Source organism: Curtobacterium sp. VKM Ac-2922, assembly GCF_022815645.1.
In the GTDB taxonomy this organism is placed as follows: domain Bacteria; phylum Actinomycetota; class Actinomycetes; order Actinomycetales; family Microbacteriaceae; genus Curtobacterium.
Genome location: NZ_JALGRO010000008.1, coordinates 188,390 through 204,240, shown reverse-complemented (window position 1 = coordinate 204,240; position 15,851 = coordinate 188,390). Strand labels below are relative to the sequence as shown.

At 72.9% G+C, this 15,851-nt stretch carries 20 protein-coding genes; 9 read left to right on the top strand and 11 right to left on the bottom strand.

The genetic code is table 11. From position 1 onward, the window contains the following. Positions 1 to 333 precede the first annotated feature (333 nt). A complete protein-coding gene (locus tag MT346_RS11410; protein WP_243563185.1) occupies positions 334 to 1,122 on the bottom strand; it encodes an NRDE family protein in 789 nt (262 codons plus the stop codon). A gap of 41 nt (positions 1,123 to 1,163) precedes the next feature. Here MT346_RS11410 and MT346_RS11405 point away from each other — a divergent pair, with 41 nt between their 5' ends. From MT346_RS11405 to MT346_RS11375, 7 genes are all read left to right on the top strand, one after another. Beyond that, complete coding sequence (locus MT346_RS11405) at positions 1,164 to 2,486, top strand: phosphopantothenate--cysteine ligase family flavoprotein (protein WP_243563184.1); 1,323 nt, start codon at positions 1,164 to 1,166, stop codon at positions 2,484 to 2,486. An 85-nt stretch (positions 2,487 to 2,571) separates the two neighbouring features. Further along, positions 2,572 to 2,973 (top strand): hypothetical protein, encoded by a 402-nt coding sequence (locus tag MT346_RS11400; protein WP_243563183.1) that lies wholly within the window; start codon positions 2,572 to 2,574, stop codon positions 2,971 to 2,973. Further along, positions 2,970 to 3,776 (top strand): YqjF family protein, encoded by an 807-nt coding sequence (locus tag MT346_RS11395; RefSeq protein ID WP_243563182.1) that lies wholly within the window; start codon positions 2,970 to 2,972, stop codon positions 3,774 to 3,776. Before MT346_RS11400 ends, MT346_RS11395 begins: the two co-directional genes overlap by 4 nt. A 184-nt stretch (positions 3,777 to 3,960) precedes the next feature. Continuing rightward, a complete protein-coding gene (locus MT346_RS11390) occupies positions 3,961 to 4,611 on the top strand; it encodes a GntR family transcriptional regulator (protein WP_243563181.1) in 651 nt (216 codons plus the stop codon). A 101-nt stretch (positions 4,612 to 4,712) separates the two neighbouring features. Further along, positions 4,713 to 5,174: a MarR family winged helix-turn-helix transcriptional regulator gene (locus tag MT346_RS11385; protein ID WP_243563180.1), complete on the top strand. Its 462-nt coding sequence runs from the start codon at positions 4,713 to 4,715 to the stop codon at positions 5,172 to 5,174. A gap of 244 nt (positions 5,175 to 5,418) precedes the next feature. Further along, entirely contained in the window at positions 5,419 to 6,297 is an 879-nt protein-coding gene (locus MT346_RS11380) for a phospholipase (RefSeq protein ID WP_243563179.1), read from the top strand. 27 nt (positions 6,298 to 6,324) lie between these two features. Continuing rightward, the gene (locus MT346_RS11375) at positions 6,325 to 7,479 is read left to right on the top strand and encodes a low temperature requirement protein A (protein ID WP_243563178.1); all 1,155 of its coding nucleotides are present in this window, start codon (positions 6,325 to 6,327) and stop codon (positions 7,477 to 7,479) included. 120 nt (positions 7,480 to 7,599) lie between these two features. On the opposite strand, the gene MT346_RS11370 is transcribed toward MT346_RS11375, so the two are convergent. The 4 genes from MT346_RS11370 to MT346_RS11355 are packed head-to-tail and all read right to left on the bottom strand — an operon-like array spanning position 7,600 to position 9,625. Next, positions 7,600 to 7,941 (bottom strand): hypothetical protein, encoded by a 342-nt coding sequence (locus tag MT346_RS11370; protein ID WP_243563177.1) that lies wholly within the window; start codon positions 7,939 to 7,941, stop codon positions 7,600 to 7,602. Beyond that, positions 7,938 to 8,621 (bottom strand): hypothetical protein, encoded by a 684-nt coding sequence (locus tag MT346_RS11365; RefSeq protein WP_243563176.1) that lies wholly within the window; start codon positions 8,619 to 8,621, stop codon positions 7,938 to 7,940. The genes MT346_RS11370 and MT346_RS11365 overlap by 4 nt, the downstream gene beginning before the upstream one ends. Then, a complete protein-coding gene (locus MT346_RS11360) occupies positions 8,618 to 9,184 on the bottom strand; it encodes an RNA polymerase sigma factor (RefSeq protein ID WP_243563175.1) in 567 nt (188 codons plus the stop codon). Before MT346_RS11360 ends, MT346_RS11365 begins: the two co-directional genes overlap by 4 nt. 33 nt (positions 9,185 to 9,217) lie before the next feature. After that, positions 9,218 to 9,625 (bottom strand): Asp23/Gls24 family envelope stress response protein, encoded by a 408-nt coding sequence (locus tag MT346_RS11355; RefSeq protein WP_243563174.1) that lies wholly within the window; start codon positions 9,623 to 9,625, stop codon positions 9,218 to 9,220. Between the two features lie 151 nt (positions 9,626 to 9,776). On the opposite strand from MT346_RS11355, the gene MT346_RS11350 reads away from it, so the two are divergent. Further along, the gene (locus MT346_RS11350) at positions 9,777 to 10,481 is read left to right on the top strand and encodes an MOSC domain-containing protein (RefSeq protein ID WP_243563173.1); all 705 of its coding nucleotides are present in this window, start codon (positions 9,777 to 9,779) and stop codon (positions 10,479 to 10,481) included. On the opposite strand, the gene MT346_RS11345 is transcribed toward MT346_RS11350, so the two are convergent. Together MT346_RS11345 and MT346_RS11340 are read right to left on the bottom strand one after the other, a co-directional pair. Further along, complete coding sequence (locus MT346_RS11345; protein WP_243563172.1) at positions 10,465 to 11,205, bottom strand: ASCH domain-containing protein; 741 nt, start codon at positions 11,203 to 11,205, stop codon at positions 10,465 to 10,467. The two genes, MT346_RS11350 and MT346_RS11345, sit on opposite strands and share 17 nt — an antisense overlap. Before the next feature lie 41 nt (positions 11,206 to 11,246). Then, positions 11,247 to 11,630 (bottom strand): MmcQ/YjbR family DNA-binding protein, encoded by a 384-nt coding sequence (locus MT346_RS11340; RefSeq protein ID WP_243563171.1) that lies wholly within the window; start codon positions 11,628 to 11,630, stop codon positions 11,247 to 11,249. Between the two features lie 110 nt (positions 11,631 to 11,740). Here MT346_RS11340 and MT346_RS11335 point away from each other — a divergent pair, with 110 nt between their 5' ends. Then, entirely contained in the window at positions 11,741 to 12,040 is a 300-nt protein-coding gene (locus MT346_RS11335) for an excalibur calcium-binding domain-containing protein (RefSeq protein ID WP_243563170.1), read from the top strand. A gap of 9 nt (positions 12,041 to 12,049) precedes the next feature. Here MT346_RS11335 and epsC read toward each other — a convergent pair whose 3' ends face one another. The 4 genes from epsC to MT346_RS11315 form a co-directional block, all read right to left on the bottom strand. Further along, complete coding sequence (gene epsC, locus MT346_RS11330; RefSeq protein ID WP_243563169.1) at positions 12,050 to 12,631, bottom strand: serine O-acetyltransferase EpsC; 582 nt, start codon at positions 12,629 to 12,631, stop codon at positions 12,050 to 12,052. Continuing rightward, a complete protein-coding gene (cysK, locus tag MT346_RS11325) occupies positions 12,628 to 13,566 on the bottom strand; it encodes a cysteine synthase A (RefSeq protein WP_243563168.1) in 939 nt (312 codons plus the stop codon). The genes epsC and cysK overlap by 4 nt, the downstream gene beginning before the upstream one ends. A gap of 139 nt (positions 13,567 to 13,705) precedes the next feature. Next, the gene (locus MT346_RS11320) at positions 13,706 to 14,725 is read right to left on the bottom strand and encodes a YhcG family protein (protein ID WP_243563167.1); all 1,020 of its coding nucleotides are present in this window, start codon (positions 14,723 to 14,725) and stop codon (positions 13,706 to 13,708) included. Positions 14,726 to 14,821: 96 nt separating this feature from the next. Next, positions 14,822 to 15,850 carry a dipeptidase gene (locus MT346_RS11315; RefSeq protein WP_243563166.1) on the bottom strand — a complete coding sequence of 343 codons (1,029 nt, stop codon included), beginning with the start codon at positions 15,848 to 15,850 and terminating at the stop codon, positions 14,822 to 14,824. Position 15,851 lies beyond the last annotated feature (1 nt).

Sequence of the window (15,851 nt, the reverse complement as noted above, 5' to 3'; positions counted from 1 at the left end):
GGGGCCACGGCCGGGGCCGCGCCGCCCGTGGACCGCGGCGGGGCGGTGGGCGCGTACCCCGGCCGCTTCCGGTGCGCTCAGACCCCGGACGGGCGGCCCGGCGCGCCCCCGCCACGCCGGCGCGGCCGGGTGCGGCGCCGCGCGGGCGCGCGCCGGTGCGGGGGCGCGCGAGCTCGCGCGGCGCTCGGCCCGCCGCCGCCGGGCGGGCGGCGCGATCGCACCCCGCAACGGGCATCGCGCCCCGGTGCACCGGGGCGCGGTGTCCGCCAGGGGGCGCGATGCGGAGGGCACCGCTCGCGCCCCGGCGCCCCCGGCGCCGCCGGCGCTCACGGCTCAGGCGCGGTGCAGCTCCACGGACCCGCGGAGGTCGCCGGGGTCGGCCAGGCGGGCGTGCTGCAGCACCGTGCGCCCCCGGCCGACAGCGGCAGCCACGATCGACAGTGTCGCGAAGTGTCCTTCGGGCTCGACGGTGTCCCGCAGGATCGCGTCCGGGTCGTCGGCGGGCAGGGCAGCGGACTCGGCGAGCAGCCCGAACCAGGGGCTCCAGCCGTCGCCCGCGTCGGTCCCCGCGTCCGCTGCCCGGAGTTCGTCGAACGGAGCCAGGGCGGGCGGCCCGTCCGGTGCGGCCACGGCGCGGAACGCCCCGAGCCACCGACCGACGCGGGGCGCCGCGGGGTCGTCGGGCTCGCCGTGCGTGACCATGTGCACGCCGGGGCCGAGCTCGGTGGTGCGGACGCGCGACCCGTCCCACGACACGACCGACGCGCCCGAGGCCGTGGCGTGCACCAGGTTGAAGGCCCGCGTGGTCGGCACGGTGTCGTCGTGACCGGGGAGCGCTCCCTGCAGGGCGTCGAGGGGCAGCACCCCGCGGGTGGTCCACGTGCCGTCGGTCGCGGGCACGTCCTCCCACCGGTTCAACACGACGGCGAGCCCGGCCTGGTCCGACGCCGCGAGCCAGGCGCCGCCGGCTTCACGGTCTCGGACGCCGCGCAGGGCCGGGTCGCGCTCGGGCCACCACGCCGCGGGCGGGTCCCACGGCCGGCTCGGGGACTCGTCGCGCATCGCGAGCATGGTCACGGGCCACTCGGCCGCGGGATCGACGCGGATGACGACGGTGCACATGCGCTCGATCCTTCCACGCCGCCCCGGGTAGCGTGGGCGGTGTGAACGGAGCACCCGCAGCACGCAGGACCATCGTCGTCGGCATCACCGGAGGCATCGCGGCCTACAAGGCGGTGCAGGTCATCCGCGGCTTCGTGAAGGCGGGCCACGACGTGCACGTCGTCCCGACCGAGGGGGCGCTGCGCTTCGTCGGGCTCCCCACCCTCGAAGCACTCAGCCGGAACCCGGTCACCACGAGCGTGTTCGAGGACGTCGCCGAGGTCCGCCACGTGGCGCTCGGCCGTCGGGCGGACCTGGTCGTCGTCGCCCCCGCCACCGCCGACTCGCTCGCCCGGATGGCCGCGGGACTGGCCGGCGACCTGCTCGGCACGACGTTGCTCGCCACCGAGGCACCCGTCGTCGTGGCACCGGCGATGCACCCGCAGATGTGGGAACACCCCGCCACCCGGGCGAACCTGGCGACCCTGCGCAGCCGCGGCGTGCACGTGGTCGGCCCCGAGGTCGGCGCGCTGACGGGTGACGACGCGGGCATCGGCCGGATGTCGGAACCCGAGGACATCCTGGCGGCCGCCCTGGCGGTGCTCGACCGGACGACCACCGCGAGCCGACCCGACGGGGCCGCACCGAGCCTCCAGTCCGGCAGCACCGGAACCACCGGCGCGGTCGGCAGCACCGGTGCCCGCGGCGAACAGGGCGACCTGGCGGGCGTCCGCGTCGTCGTCAGCGCCGGCGGCACCCGCGAGCCCTTCGACCCCGTCCGCTTCGTCGGCAACCGCTCGAGCGGCCGACAGGGCGTGGCGATCGCGACGGCCGCCGCGGCCCGTGGAGCCGAGGTCACCCTGGTGGCGGCCAACATCGACGGCGGGCTGCTCGCCGGACTCGACGCGCGCATCGTCGCCGTCGGGTCTGCCCTCGAGCTCGCCGACGCCGTGCACGCCGCTGCCACCGAGGCCGACGTGATCGTGATGACCGCAGCGGTGGCCGACTACCGGCCGGCCCAGGTGCTGCCCGAGAAGCTCAAGAAGGACACCCAGGGCGAGACGATGTCGCTCGAGCTGGTGCGGAACCCCGACGTGCTGGCCGACCTGGTGGCGAACCGCCGGACCGGGCAGATCGTCGTCGGGTTCGCCGCCGAGACCGAACCCGACCGTGACGCCCGCATCGAGCTCGGCCGCGCCAAGATCGCTCGCAAGCCGGCCGACATGCTCGTGGTGAACCGGGTCGGCTGGTCCGAGGGCTTCGAGCGCGAGGAGAACGCGATCGAGGTCATCGTTCCCGGTGGCGACGTGGTCCGCCGGGCCGAGGGCACGAAGGCCGACGTCGCAGCGGTGGTCCTCGACCTGGTGGCGACGGCCCTGGTCTGACGGAGGGTCCGGCGCATCCTGGGGTGCTTCTGGATCCTGGGGTGCTACTGGGAGGAACCGGCACCGGGCGGGCCACGATGGAGCCATGGGACGACGCTCAGCACGCGCCAGACGCGCCACCAGGACCGCCGGCGCACTCGCACTCCTGCTCGGCGGCGCCGGCATCACGCACTTCGTCCGCCCGCGCGGCTACGACCGAATCGTGCCCGAAGGCCTGCCGCCGCGCACCACCACGCTGCTATCCGGGGCCGCCGAGCTCGGCATCGCGGCCGGCCTGCTGGTCCCCGCGACGCGTCGGGCCGCGGGGATGGCGGCCGCTGCGCTGTTCCTGGCGGTCTTCCCCGCGAACGTCACCATGGCGAAGCAGCTGCTCGACAGTCCCCGGTCCTCGCGGGCGATGCGCCTGGTGTCGGTGCTGCGACTCCCCCTGCAGGCCCCGCTGGTCGTCTGGGCCCTGCGCGTCGGTCGGCACGCACCCCGGCGATGACCCGACCCTCGCGCGAGCGGGCATCCGTCCCGCTGGTCCACCGGCCGGTCACCGTGCACGCCTGGCAGGACGTCGTCTTCGCGCACTGGCGGCACGACCCCGCGTCGCTGGCGCACATGGTGCCGCGGGGCACCCGTCCGGACGTCGTCGACGGCAGCGCCTGGGCCGGCCTGACGACGTACGTCTTCCGCGAGACCCGGGTGCCGCCGTTCCCGCCCTCGGGGCGTCTGGGGTCGATGACCGAGGTCACGATCGAGATCCTGACCGTCGACGACCACGGACGCCGCGGGGTGGTCTACCGCACGGTCGACACCGCGAACGTGCCGGCCATCGTCGCCGCGCACGCGCTGCTCGGCGTGCCGTACACGTTCGCGCACGCCCGTGGTCGGCGTCGCGGGGACTCGCTGCGGTACCGGTCGGTACGGCACCCGGAGCGCTCGGGTTCGCCCCTCGGCCGGTTCCGCAGCCTGCGCGACGCGCGTTCCCGGGGCCTCCGGTCAGGAGGCCCGGGTCAGCCCCGCCACGCCGCCTCGATCCGCGTCGTGGCCGGCGAGGTCGACGACGCGCCCCTGGCGACCGAGCTCACCACGCGCGCGGGGATCCACGCACGGCACCTGGCGCAGACGGTGTTCTGGCAGCGCCAGCACCCGCCGCTGACGCTGCGGCGCGCGACACTGGAACGCCTGGACGGCGACCTGCCGGACGCCGTGGGGATGTCGGGGTTGTTCGACCGGGCGCCGGACTCGCTGCTCGTGCTGGACGGCACGACCGTGCGGTACGCGTGGGGCGACGTCGTCCGCTGAGCGGTTCCGCGTCGACGCGGGGCGCCGCGGTTCCGCGGCGCCCCGGGACCCGTCGTCCGGGTGCGTGGAACGGACTGACACACCGCGATCCGACCAGAACACCGTTCGTATGTCAGGTATCGTCGGTGATGCGTCCGCACCGAACCGTGTGGCCCCACGGAACCCGAACCCGAAGGAACACGCCATGCCGGTCCCCAGCAGTGCCCCGACCGAACACCAGCTGCTCCGCGACACCGTCCGCCAGAAGATCCACGCGGCGATCATGGACGGCACACTCGAGCCCGGCGAGCGACTCAACGACGACGAACTGATCGCCTGGCTGGGTGTCTCCCGCACCCCGATCCGCGAGGCCCTCAGTCAGCTCGCCCGCGCCGGCCTGATCGAGATGGCGCCGAACCGGTACACGCGCATCACGACGCCGAACCCGGACGAGGTGATCGAGGCACTGCAGACCCTCGGCGTCCTGTTCGGCGGCGTCGTCCGCCTGGCGGTCCCCCGGCTCACCGCGACCTCGCGCAAGGCGATCCTGGCGGCGCTCGACCGGACGATCGTCGAACTCGAGTCACACGACGTCAGCGGCGTGAACAAGGACGCCCTCGGGGTCTTCGCCCGGTACGTCGCCGAGTGCGGCAACGAGAACCTGCAGCGCGTGTGCACAGACACGATGGACGGGCTGGCCTTCCGCCTGCGCCTGCCCAACCTGGACGAGCTCGTGGACTGGGACCGGATGATCGCCGACTTCAAGCGGCTGCGCACGGCGACCGAGAACGGTGACAACATCGCGGCCGAGCTCGCCACCGAGGCCATCCACCAGCTCCCCGGCGAGAAGCACTGACCGCGGATCGCCGACACGAGACTGAGCATCCACACAGACACCACGCCGCAGGTCGCCCCGGTAGCATCGTGGCGACCAACGGACGACCCCCGGAGCATCAGATGAGCAGGCGGCAGACCGACCGCAACGAGATCGCCGCACGCCTGGCTGCGGCGGTCGGGCGGATCAACCGTCGCGCCCGCTCCGACGCGGCCTCGCTGGGGTACGGCATCGTGTCCGCGCTCGCCACGGTCCAGCGCGAGGGGCCCCTGCGCCCGGGTGACCTGTCGCGGCTCGAGGTCGTCACGAAGCCCACGATGACGCGGATCCTGACCGAACTCGAGCAGCGTGGGCTGATCGAGCGCGAAGCCGATCCGACCGACGGCCGTGCGTTCATGGTCAGCATCACCGACGCCGGCGTGGCCGCGGTCGAGGACGCTCGGACGCAGCGCACCGGCATCGTCGCCGAGCTCATCCACGATCTGCCGGCCGCCGACCTCGCCGCCATCGCGGGTGCCCTCGACGCCCTCGAGCGCGTCGCCCAGGGCGAGGGGCAGCGCTCCCAGGAACAGCCCAGCTCCTAGCGTCGAACGGGCCGTTACCGAACCGTTACCGGCGGGTGGACGGACGGTTCTGCCAGGGCTCGTGGACAGGTCGCTCAGGCTCGTCCTCCATCGTGGCCCCTCCGCCGACGCGGCAGCCGCCCCACACGGTTGCCCGGCGGACGGACGGGCCCCACACCACCGTCCGGTCTCCACCATCGGCGACGATCGTGCTGCCTGCGATGCTGCAGCGCCCACGAGCGCGCCGTCCGAGCACCCGGAAACGATGTCAGCACCGCACCCGCACTCCCCCACGTCCCCGACCACCCGTCGAGCAGCGCTCGACAGCCCCTCTCGCCGCATCCGGCGCACGCTCCGCAAGCGCGGCGTGCTGCTGGCCAGCGGCGCCGCGGTGCTCGTCGTCGCCGGCGGCGCCCTGACCGTCGGCACGCAGCCGGCCATCGGCGAGGCGATCGGCATCCCGACGTCCTCGGCCACGGCAGCGCCGGCCCTGAGCGGCACCGCGCTCGACCGTGCCCAGGCCGCCGCGACCATCAGCACCGCGAAGACGGTGGTCGCCGACGCGAACGACAAGACCGACACCCGGAGCCTCGAGCGGCGCATCGCGTCGCTGTCCGACTACCAGCGCCTGTCAGGTGCGGCGATCAGCGACCGCATCCAGACGACCGTCGACACCGCGCAGGACGTCGCCCAGGCCAGCGCGGACCAGGACAAGCAGGATGCCGACGCCGCAGCCGCCGCTGCCCGCGCCGCCGAAGCCGCCGCCAAGGCCAAGGCCGACGCCGACGCCGCGGCTGCTGCCGCCGCGCAGGCCGCAGCCGCCCAGGCCGCCGCCAACACCCCGGCCGGGGCGAAGGCCACCGCGGCCGCGCTCGCGTCGTCGCAGTACGGCTGGGGCGCCGACCAGTTCCAGTGCCTGAACAGCCTGTGGACGAAGGAGTCGGGCTGGGACTACCAGGCGTACAACCCGTCCGGCGCGACCGGCATCCCCCAGGCGCTGCCTGGGTCGAAGATGGCGACGATCGCGTCCGACTGGCAGACCAACGCCACCACACAGGTCACGTGGGGGCTCAAGTACATCAAGGACGCGTACGGCAGCCCGTGCGCGGCGTGGAGCCACTCGCAGGCGACGAACTACTACTGAGCCGTGATCGTCGTGTAGGCATGCACCGTGACGACGATCGGACTCCGGCGCATGCGACCGCGCGACCCCGCCGAGGACCACCGCGCCGCCAGCCCGCTCGAGCTGCTGTTCGACCTGGTGTTCGTCGTCGCGGTGGGCTTCGCCGCGTCCAACCTGCACGAGATCGAGACCGAGGGGCACGTCACCTCGGCGATCCTGTCGTACGCGTTCGTGTTCTTCGCGATCTGGTGGGCGTGGATCAACTTCACCTGGTTCGCCACGTCGTTCGACACGGACGACTGGTTGTACCGCGTGACGACCTTCGTGCAGATGGCGGGGGTCCTCGTGCTGGCCGCCGGGGTCGGTCCCGCCATGCGCGGCGAGGCGCCGGTGGTCGTCGTGATCGGCTACGTGGTGATGCGCCTGGCGCTCGTCGCGCAGTGGGTCCGCGCGGCCGTGTCGGCCCCGCGGTACCGGTCGACCGCGACCACCTACGTGCTCGGCGTGGTCGTCGTGCAGGCCCTCTGGGTGGCCCTGCTCGCGGTCCCGCCCGCAGCCCGGCCGATCGTCATCCCGGTGTTGATCCTGCTCGAGCTGCTGGTGCCGGTGGTGGCCGAGTCGCGGGGCGAGACGACCCCGTGGCACACGCACCACATCGCCGAGCGCTACTCGTTGTTCACGCTCATCGTGCTGGGCGAGGGGCTCGTCGCATCGGCCAACGCGGTCATCGACGGGCTGCGGCACGCCGAACACCTGGGCCCGCTGCTCACCCTGGCCGCCGGCGGCCTGGTCATCGTCGCCGGGCTGTGGTGGATCTACTTCTCCCGCGAACAGCACGAGCACATCCGCGGTCTGCCGAGCGCCCTGGTGTTCGGGTACGGCCACTACTTGGTGTTCGCCGCCGCTGCCGCACTGCCCGCGGGGATCGAGGTGGCGGTCAGCGCGGATGCCGGCCAGGCCGACCTGTCCCACGCATCGGTCGCGGCCACGATCGCCGTGCCGGTCGCGCTGTTCGTCGGGGCGGTGTGGGCGCTGGCCCTCCGGCCGTCGCTCGCGCCCCGGTGGAACGTCGCCGTCGTCCTGCTCACGCTGGTGATCGTGGCGAGCACCGCGGTTCCCGCGGCGTCCCTGGCGGTGACCGCCGTGGCGGTCGTCGGCATCGTCGTGGTGCTGGAGGTCGCGGACCGCAGCCCGGTCGCCTGACGGCCTGGAGGCGCGTGGCGGCGCCGCCACGCGCCTCCAGGCCGGTCGACGGTCGCGTCAGTGCGCTGGACGGTCGGGTCGGTCCGTTGGACGATCGCGTCGGTCCGCTGGACGGTCGGGTCAGCCGACGCGAGCGACACGCACGTCGACGCGCGACAGCGTGTGGCCGGCAGCGCGGGCGGCGGCGAACGCCGCGTCGTGCACCGCACGTGCGACCTGCGGCGCCGGGGCGAACCCGTCCGTGCCGATGACCACGCGCAGCACGTCGCCGTCGACCACGACCCGTGGCGGGGTGCCCTGCTCCGAGATGCGCTGGACCGCGGCGGCGGCACTCTGCAGCGTCGGCTTCGCGCGGTAGAGCTCCGCGACGCCGGGGACCTCGAGCACCGCCGCCTCGACGGCGTCGACCGCCTGGGACGACCAGCTCTCGTTGGTCTGTTCGGTGTCGCTCGTGTCGCTCATGCTCCCGCCTCCGTCTCGGTGGTCTCGGTGGTCTCGGTCGTGGTCGCGTCGGCCTCCGTCGCGTCGCCCTCGGCGTCCTGCGCGTCCTTGCCGACCAGCAGGTCGCGGACGAGCACGTCGATCGACTCGACGACCAGGTCCGTCTGCTCGCGGAGCGTGTGGTCCACGGCGGCGCGGACCAGGTCGGCGGTCGCGTGGATCGCCGGGCCGGCCATGATCGCCACCTCGACGGTGACACGGACCGGAGCCAGCAGCTCGGTGACGTCACCCTCGATCGCGCACCGGGCGACGACGATGCCGGGGACCGAGTCACCGGCACGGCGGATCAGCGAGCGGATGGCTCCCTCGGTCATCACCGGGTGTTCGGTGACGGACTCGGAGCGCAGCGGGACGTCACGGCCGGAGCGGGCCTCGATCGAGATGTTCGCGAGCACGCCACCGATCCACGACTCGTCGGCCGGGGCCTCGGAGCGGGCGGCGGTCTCGAGCGAGCCGAGCGAGGCGTGCCGCAGCCGGATGATCGCGGACAGGGCGTTCTGGCACGCGGGCGAGTCGTCGATGCTCGGGTCGGCCGGTTGCATCCCGGCGTCGAGGTAGTCGGCGAGTTCGTCGATCGAGTGTCCGTCCAGGTCTTCGGGTTCGAGGGACGCGAGTGCGGCGTCGTCGGGCAGTTCGGTCATCGCCAGCCCTCCATCAGACTGATCATGTTCTTCCTGGCGCGGGACAGCAGCCCGCGCACGGTCGACAGCGGCACGTCGAGCTCGGCGGCGATGTCCTCGTACGAGTACCCGAGGAGTTCCTTCATCAACCAGCACCGGCGCTGCGCCTCGGGCAGGGACTCGAGGGCCAGTTCGACGGCGTGCTCGCGGTCGTGGGCTTCGGCGACGCGTTCGGGAGCGCCGTCCGCGGGGGCTGCGACCTCGATCTCCGTGACGTCGTCGTGGTCGCGACGCGCACGGATGCGGTCCAGGCACTTGCGACTCAGGATGCGCATCAACCAGGCCTTCACGTGGGCACGGTCCTCGAGCGAGTCGAGCCGGTTCCACGCGGTGATGAAGGTCTCCTGCACGACGTCGTCGAGCTCGTCCGTCGATCCGAGGGTGCGGCGCGCGTAGGCGCGGAGCAGCGGGGTGTGTCGGCGGATCAGGACCTCGAAGGCCCGGACGTCCCCGTCGGTCGACCGACCGGCGAGGACGCCGTCATCGAGGTCGACCAGGGCCGTCCGCGGTGGTTGGTGGTGCACGGTTGCTTCTCCAGGTCACAGGTGCGGGCTGGGTCAGGACACGCGCGACTCCGTCTCGGCGGCGTCGTCGGCGTCGTCCTCGGGCATGTGGACATCCTGCACGGTCACGTTCACCTCGACGACCGCCATGCCGACGATCTGCTCGAGTGCACGGCTGACGGACGAGCGGACGTCGTCGGCCAGGCGCTGCAGCGGCACCGGGTACTCGGCGACGATGACGACGTCGGCCGCCACCTGGCGCTCGCCGACCTCGACCTTGATGCCCTGGCCGTGGTCACGCTGCCCGATCGCGTCGCGGACCGCGCCGATCGCACGGGCAGTGCCGCCGCCGAGGGCGAACACCCCGGGGACCTGGCGTGCGGCGATGCCGGCGACCTTCTCGACGACGGCGTCCTCGATGACGGTGCGGCCAGCGGTGTTCGTCGTGTTCGTCATGCTCATGGTGTGCTCCTGATCGTGGGGGCGGGCGCTGCGCCGGGTGGACGCATCGGGGGCCGCGCTGTCCCTGTGACGATCGTCCCGGACGGAACGTCACGCCCGACAGGGAACTGCCAGGTTCCGCTCGCACCGCCCGGTGCGGCAAGCTGGGCCCATGTCGCTCGTCACCGCCGTCTGCCGCGTCGACCGTCTGCTGCCCGACCGGGGCACGATCGGGATCACCGCGATCGACAAGCGCCCAGTCGACGGCCCCGTGCGCGTCCGCCCGCTCGGCCTGTACGCCGACGTGCAGGCGGACCGCAAGCACCACGGCGGCGAGGACCAGGCCGTGTACGCCTACGCCGACGAGGACGCCGCGTTCTTCGAGGAGCAGCTGGACCGGCCGATCGCGCCTGGGCTGTTCGGCGAGAACCTCCGCACGTCGGCCCTCGACGTCACGGGTGCGGTGACCGGTGAGCGCTGGCGGATCGGCGAGACGCTGCTGCTCGAGGTCACGATCCCCCGCATCCCCTGCGGCACCTTCGCCCGCCGGATGGGGATCGACCAGTGGGTCAAGCGGTTCGCCGCCGAGGGCCGACCCGGTGCGTACCTGCGGGTGCTGAAGTCCGGGCCCGTCGCTGCCGGGGACCCCGTGGTGGTCGTCGAGCGCCCGGCGCACGGCGTCACGATCGGCGAGCTCTTCGCCGGACTGTCGCCGGAGCGCGCCCAGGCGGTGCTCGACGAGGCCGGGGGGCGGGCGCTCGCGCCGAAGGTGCTGCGCGAGGTGACGAAGGCGCTGGCACGGAACACGGCCGGCGTCGGGTCCGCGGGCGTCCGGTCCGCAGGCGTCGGGTCCGCGGGCGTCAGCCCCGCACGCTGAAGCGCGCCACCTCGACCACGTCGTCCTCGCTGAGAGCGGGGTAGTGCCCGCGAAGTCCTTCGCGCAGGGCCGCGACCGAGCCGGCGTCCTCGTCACGGGCATCGTCGTCGTCGATCTCCGCCACACGCTTGCGCACGACCGAGGTGACCACGGCGCGCGCGGTGTCGAACACCTCGGCGTGCTCGTCCTCGAAGACGAACGTGGTCGGGCCGGTGCCCTGCGGGTCGTCGTGGCGGATCGTCGCCGTCTTCCGGCCGGCCAGCACGGCATCCCGGTAGCGGGCGTTGAACCGGACGACCCGCGGCGCCGGGGCGTCCGGCCAGGCGTAGGACCGGGGCAGCAGCGAGCGGACCGGGACTGCCTGTGGCTCGTCCTGTGGGCCGCCAGGTCCGGGCACCAGCACGAGGGTCTGCGGCTGCAGGTCGAGCAGGACCTGCCGGCAGCGCCCACACGGAGCCAGCACACCCCGGCCGCCGTCACCGACCGCCACGATCGCCATGACCGGGTCGTCGGACACGGCAGCGGCCACCCCGAGCACGGCGAGTTCGGCGCACGGGCCGCCGGTGAAGTGGAACACGTTCGCAGCGACGTGCACGCGTCCGGACAGGTCGATCGCCGCCGCGGCGACCGTGTGCGTCGGGTCGTCTGGTCGGTGTCGGTCGCCGAGCCGGGCTGCGGCGGCGGTCGCCGCGTCGAGGACCATCGCATCGGTGCGCCAGAGCATGGCCCCAGCCTGCCAGGCACCGCACCCGCCGCGCAGCCGGATCAGGTCGCGCCGCGCCCGCGGGCCGGGTCGATCGGCCGCGCGGCCCGTGGGAGTCCGGCGACGACCAGGTCGTAGGCGTTCGCCACCAGGTCCTCGACCAACGTCTCGTCGATGCCGTCCCCCGGCGCCAGCGTGATCCAGTGCCGCTTGTTCATGTGCCACCCGGGCGTGATCTCGTCGTGGTCGCGCACCAGGGCCGCGCCGTGCGGTGGCGCGCACTTCAGGTTGACGATCGGCACGCCCCGCAGCTCCGACGTCATCACGAACATCTTGCCGACGACCTTGTACACGAACGCACCCTCGCCGAAGGGCTGCGTCTCCGCGACCGCCGGCAGCCCCATCGCCGTGCGGACCGCCACCTCGTGCAACGTCGCGCCGTCCATCCCACCAGCATGCCCGAGACCCCGGACAGGGGGTGCCGATGACCGCCGGCTCGTGGATACGATCGATCGTCACGTACCCGACGTGGCGACGAACGACCCTTGGGGGGACCATGCAGCGCATCAAGACCATCGGCGTCACCGCCACGGCGCTCGCGCTCGCCGCGACCGTCAGCCTGGGCACCGCGACCTCGGCCGAAGCCGCCGCGACCGTCTACAAGAACTGCGACGCGATCCACAAGGTGTACTCCGGCGGCATCGCGAAGAAGTCGGTGACGCAGAACCGCGTCACCTCGAACGGCAAGGTCACGTACCGCGCGCTCAAGGGGACCGTCAAGAAGGACGACGCGCTCTACAACGCGAACAAGAAGTCGGACGCCGACGGCGACGGGATCGCCTGCGAGATCAGCTGACCCCCGTGGTCAGAGGCTCGGGACGCCCTCGCCGCCGGAGCGCGGACGGGCCGTCCCGGCGACACCCGTCACGACCGACCCCGGCGGAACGTCCTTCGTGACGACGGTGTTCGCACCGACGACCGAGTCCGCGCCGACCGTGATCGCGCCGATCAACGACGACCCGGCGCCGAGCACGACGCGGTCCCCCACGGTCGGGTGCCGCTTGGCACCGGGTCCGTGCGCTCCCCCGCGGCCGCCCAGCGTCACGCCGTGGAACACCAGGACGTCGTCCCCGACCACCGCGGTCTCCCCGATCACCACGCCCATGCCGTGGTCGATGAAGAACCGCCGGCCGATCCGCGCGCCGGGGTGGATCTCGATGCCGGTGAACGCACGGGCGGTCTGCGCGACCACGCGGGCTGCGAAGCGCGAGCCGGGCAGGTCACGCGCGATCCACAACCGGTGCGCGATCCGGTAGGCCCAGATCGCGTGCAACCCGGAGTAGACCACCGCGTTCTCCAGGTCCCCTCGGGCAGCAGGATCCCCCCGGCGCGCTGCGGCGAGGTCCTCTCGCACCGTCCGCAGCACGCCCGGTCGGCGTCGCGTCACGCAGTGAGCCCCTCGAACAGCATCGTCGACAGGTAGCGCTCGCCGGTGTCGCAGACGATCGCCACGATGCGCTTGCCGGCGTTCTCGGGCCGCGCGGCGATGACCAGCGCTGCGTGGATGATCGCGCCCGACGAGATGCCGGACAGGATCCCCTCCTGCGTGCCCAGGTCGCGGGCCACACGGAGTGCGTCGTCGAGCTCGACGTCGAACACCTCGTCGATGACCGATCGGTCGAGGACCTCGGGCACGAAGTTCGCGCCGATGCCCTGGATCTTGTGCGGGCCGGCCGTGCCCTTGGTCAGCAGGGGCGAGTCGGCCGGTTCGACGGCGACGATCTGCACGCCGGGCACACGCTCCTTGAGCACCTGGCCGACGCCCGTGATCGTGCCGCCGGTCCCGACGCCCGCGATGAACACGTCGACGTGCTCCTCGGTGTCGCGGAGGATCTCCTCGGCCGTGGTCTTCCGGTGGATGGCAGCGTTGGCCGCGGTCTCGAACTGGTGCGCCAGGATCGCGCCCGGGGTCTCGTCGACGATCGACGCGGCCTTCGCGACGGCGCCCTTCATCCCCTCGGAGCCCGGCGTCAGCACGACCTCGGCACCGTAGGCACGGATCAGGGCGCGACGCTCGACGCTCATCGTCTCGGGCATCGTGATGACGACCCGGTAGCCGCGGGCAGCGCCGACCAGGGCGAGGGCGATGCCGGTGTTGCCGGACGAGCCCTCGACGATCGTGCCGCCCTGCTGCAGATCGCCGGACTGCTCGGCCGCGTCGACGATCGCGACGCCCAGGCGGTCCTTGACGCTGGCGCCCGGGTTGTAGAACTCGAGCTTGGCGAGCACCTCGGCGCCGCCTTCCGCGGGCAGCCGGTTGAGCCGCACGAGCGGGGTGTTGCCGAAGGCCTGCGAGATGTTGTCGTAGATGGTGCCCGTCATCGGATCCGTCCTCAGGTTCGTGTCGCCCGCGGTCCGTCCAGGAGGCGCGGCGTGCGCTGTGATCCTAGCCACCGGACCCGACGTGGCCCTGTCCGTGACGCGGGCGGTCGGCGCGGGCCGCGCCGCGCCTCCTGTCCGGTCAGGCGCCGCACCCGTCGAGCGCTCGGCGGAGGTCGGCTTCCGACGGCAGTGCTCGCTGCAGGTCCGGGGGCAGGAGGTCGTAACGAGCGACACCGACCGGAGCTGCGGACGACCCGAGCGCGTACCGGACCACCGCATCGCTCTTCCCGGTCACCAGGAGCAGACCGACCGTCTCCGCGTGCGGTGGGAGCCGCAGGCGGTCGTCGATCACGGCGACGTAGAACGACAGCTGACCCAGGTACTCCGGGCGGAAGTCGCCGCGCTTCAGTTTCACCACGACGTACCGCAGTTGCTCCACGTGGAAGAACAGTAGGTCGATGAAGAAGTCGTTGCCGTCGACCTCGAGGTGCACCTGGCGGCCGACGAACGCGAAGCCCGTGCCGAGCTCGCGGAGCGTGTCCGCGATGCGGTCGACCATGGCCGACTCGACCGCCCGCTCGTCACGGTCGCCGTCAACCGCGAGGAAGTCCAGGACGTAGGGATCGCGCGTGAGCTGCTGGGCCAGGTCGGCACTGTCCGGGTCGAGCAGCCGCCCGAAGTTCGTGGTCGCGGCGCCCTTGCGCCCGGCCAGCCGGTTCCTGATGGTGTGCTGCAGCGTCGTCCGCGACCATGAGTGCCGCAAGCACTGGTCGATGTACCACCTTCGGTCGTCGGCATCCCGGACGCTCAGGAGCACCGTGACGTGACCCCAGGGCAATTGGTCAACGGCCTGTTGACCTAATGACGATTGCTCAGGCCATGCGGCCGCGAGCTGACGCATGTACTTCAGGTTCGTCGCCGAGAACCCCTTGACGTCCGGGAAGGCCCGCCGCAGGTCGTCGGCCAGCCGAGGCAGCACACCGCTCCCCCATCGCCCACGTGCCGAACGATCGAGCAGGACCGACCCGATGAACCAGTACAGGTGGATGAGCTGCGCGTTCGCGGCGAGTTGCACGCGGGAACGAGCGGTGCGGACCTGGATGCTGATGAGCTCGAAGGTCTCGATGTAGTCGGAGGGCAGCGGGTGGTCGTCGGCCATCACCCGAGAGTGGTCCCACAGGGTCACGATGTGCACGTCCTCGGTATGCACGGCGGGTGCGATCACCTCAGCCCTGCAAGAGCCGTCGGCTGCCCGCTACCGGACGAAGGCCGTGCGCGCGAAGCGCTCATCGGTCGCCTCGAGTACGCGCAGCACGTTGCCGCTCGCGAGCGCCTCGAGGTCCGATGCACCCCAGCCCCGTCGCTCGAGCTCGGCCGCCAGCACCGGGTAGCGCGACACGTCGCGCAGGTCCGGCGGCAGCACGGGCGTTCCGTCGTAGTCACCACCCAGGCCGATGTGCCGGACGCCGGCGACCTCGCGCGCGTGCTCGACGTGGTCGGCCACGTCGGACACCGTCACGAGCGGGCCGTCCCCGACCGAGCCGGACTCCTCCCAGTCGGCCCACGCACGCGAGACGAACTTCGGCACGAACGTGATCATCACGACGCCGCCGTTGTGCGCCAGTCGTCCGAGCACGTCGTCGGGGACGTTCCGCGGGTGGTCGTCGACCGCGATCGTCGACGAGTGACTGAAGACGACGGGCTGTGTGGCGACGTCGAGCGTGTCGCGCATCGTGGCCGGGGCCGTGTGGGACAGGTCGACCAGCATCCCGATCCGCTCCATCTCGGCCACCACCTCGCGCCCGCGGTCGGTCAGCCCGCCGTGTGCTCGGGCACCGGTGGCCGAGTCGGCCCAGGGGGTGTCGTCGTTGTGCGTCAGCGTCATGTACCGCACGCCGAGGCGTGCCAGGTCGCGGAGCACCGCCAGGTCGTCGCCGATCGAGTGCCCGCCCTCGGCGCCGAGCAACGACGCGATGCGCCCGGAGGCCACGGCCGCGCGGACCTCGCCGGCGGTGCGGGCGAGCGCGAGGTCGTCCGGGTACCGCTCGATGATCCGGTGCGCCAGGTCGACCTGCTGCAGGGTCGTGCGGACCGGGTCGGGCTCGTCGGCGGGCACGAAGACGGACCAGAACTGCCCGACGACCCCACCCGCCCGCAGCTTCGGCAGATCGGTGTGCAGGGAGTCCCGCTCGGTGTCGATCCCCTGGACACCCGAGCCGTGCGACTCGCGCCGCTCCCACGGCAGGTCGTTGTGGCCGTCGATCACCGGGAAGGGGAAGCGCATG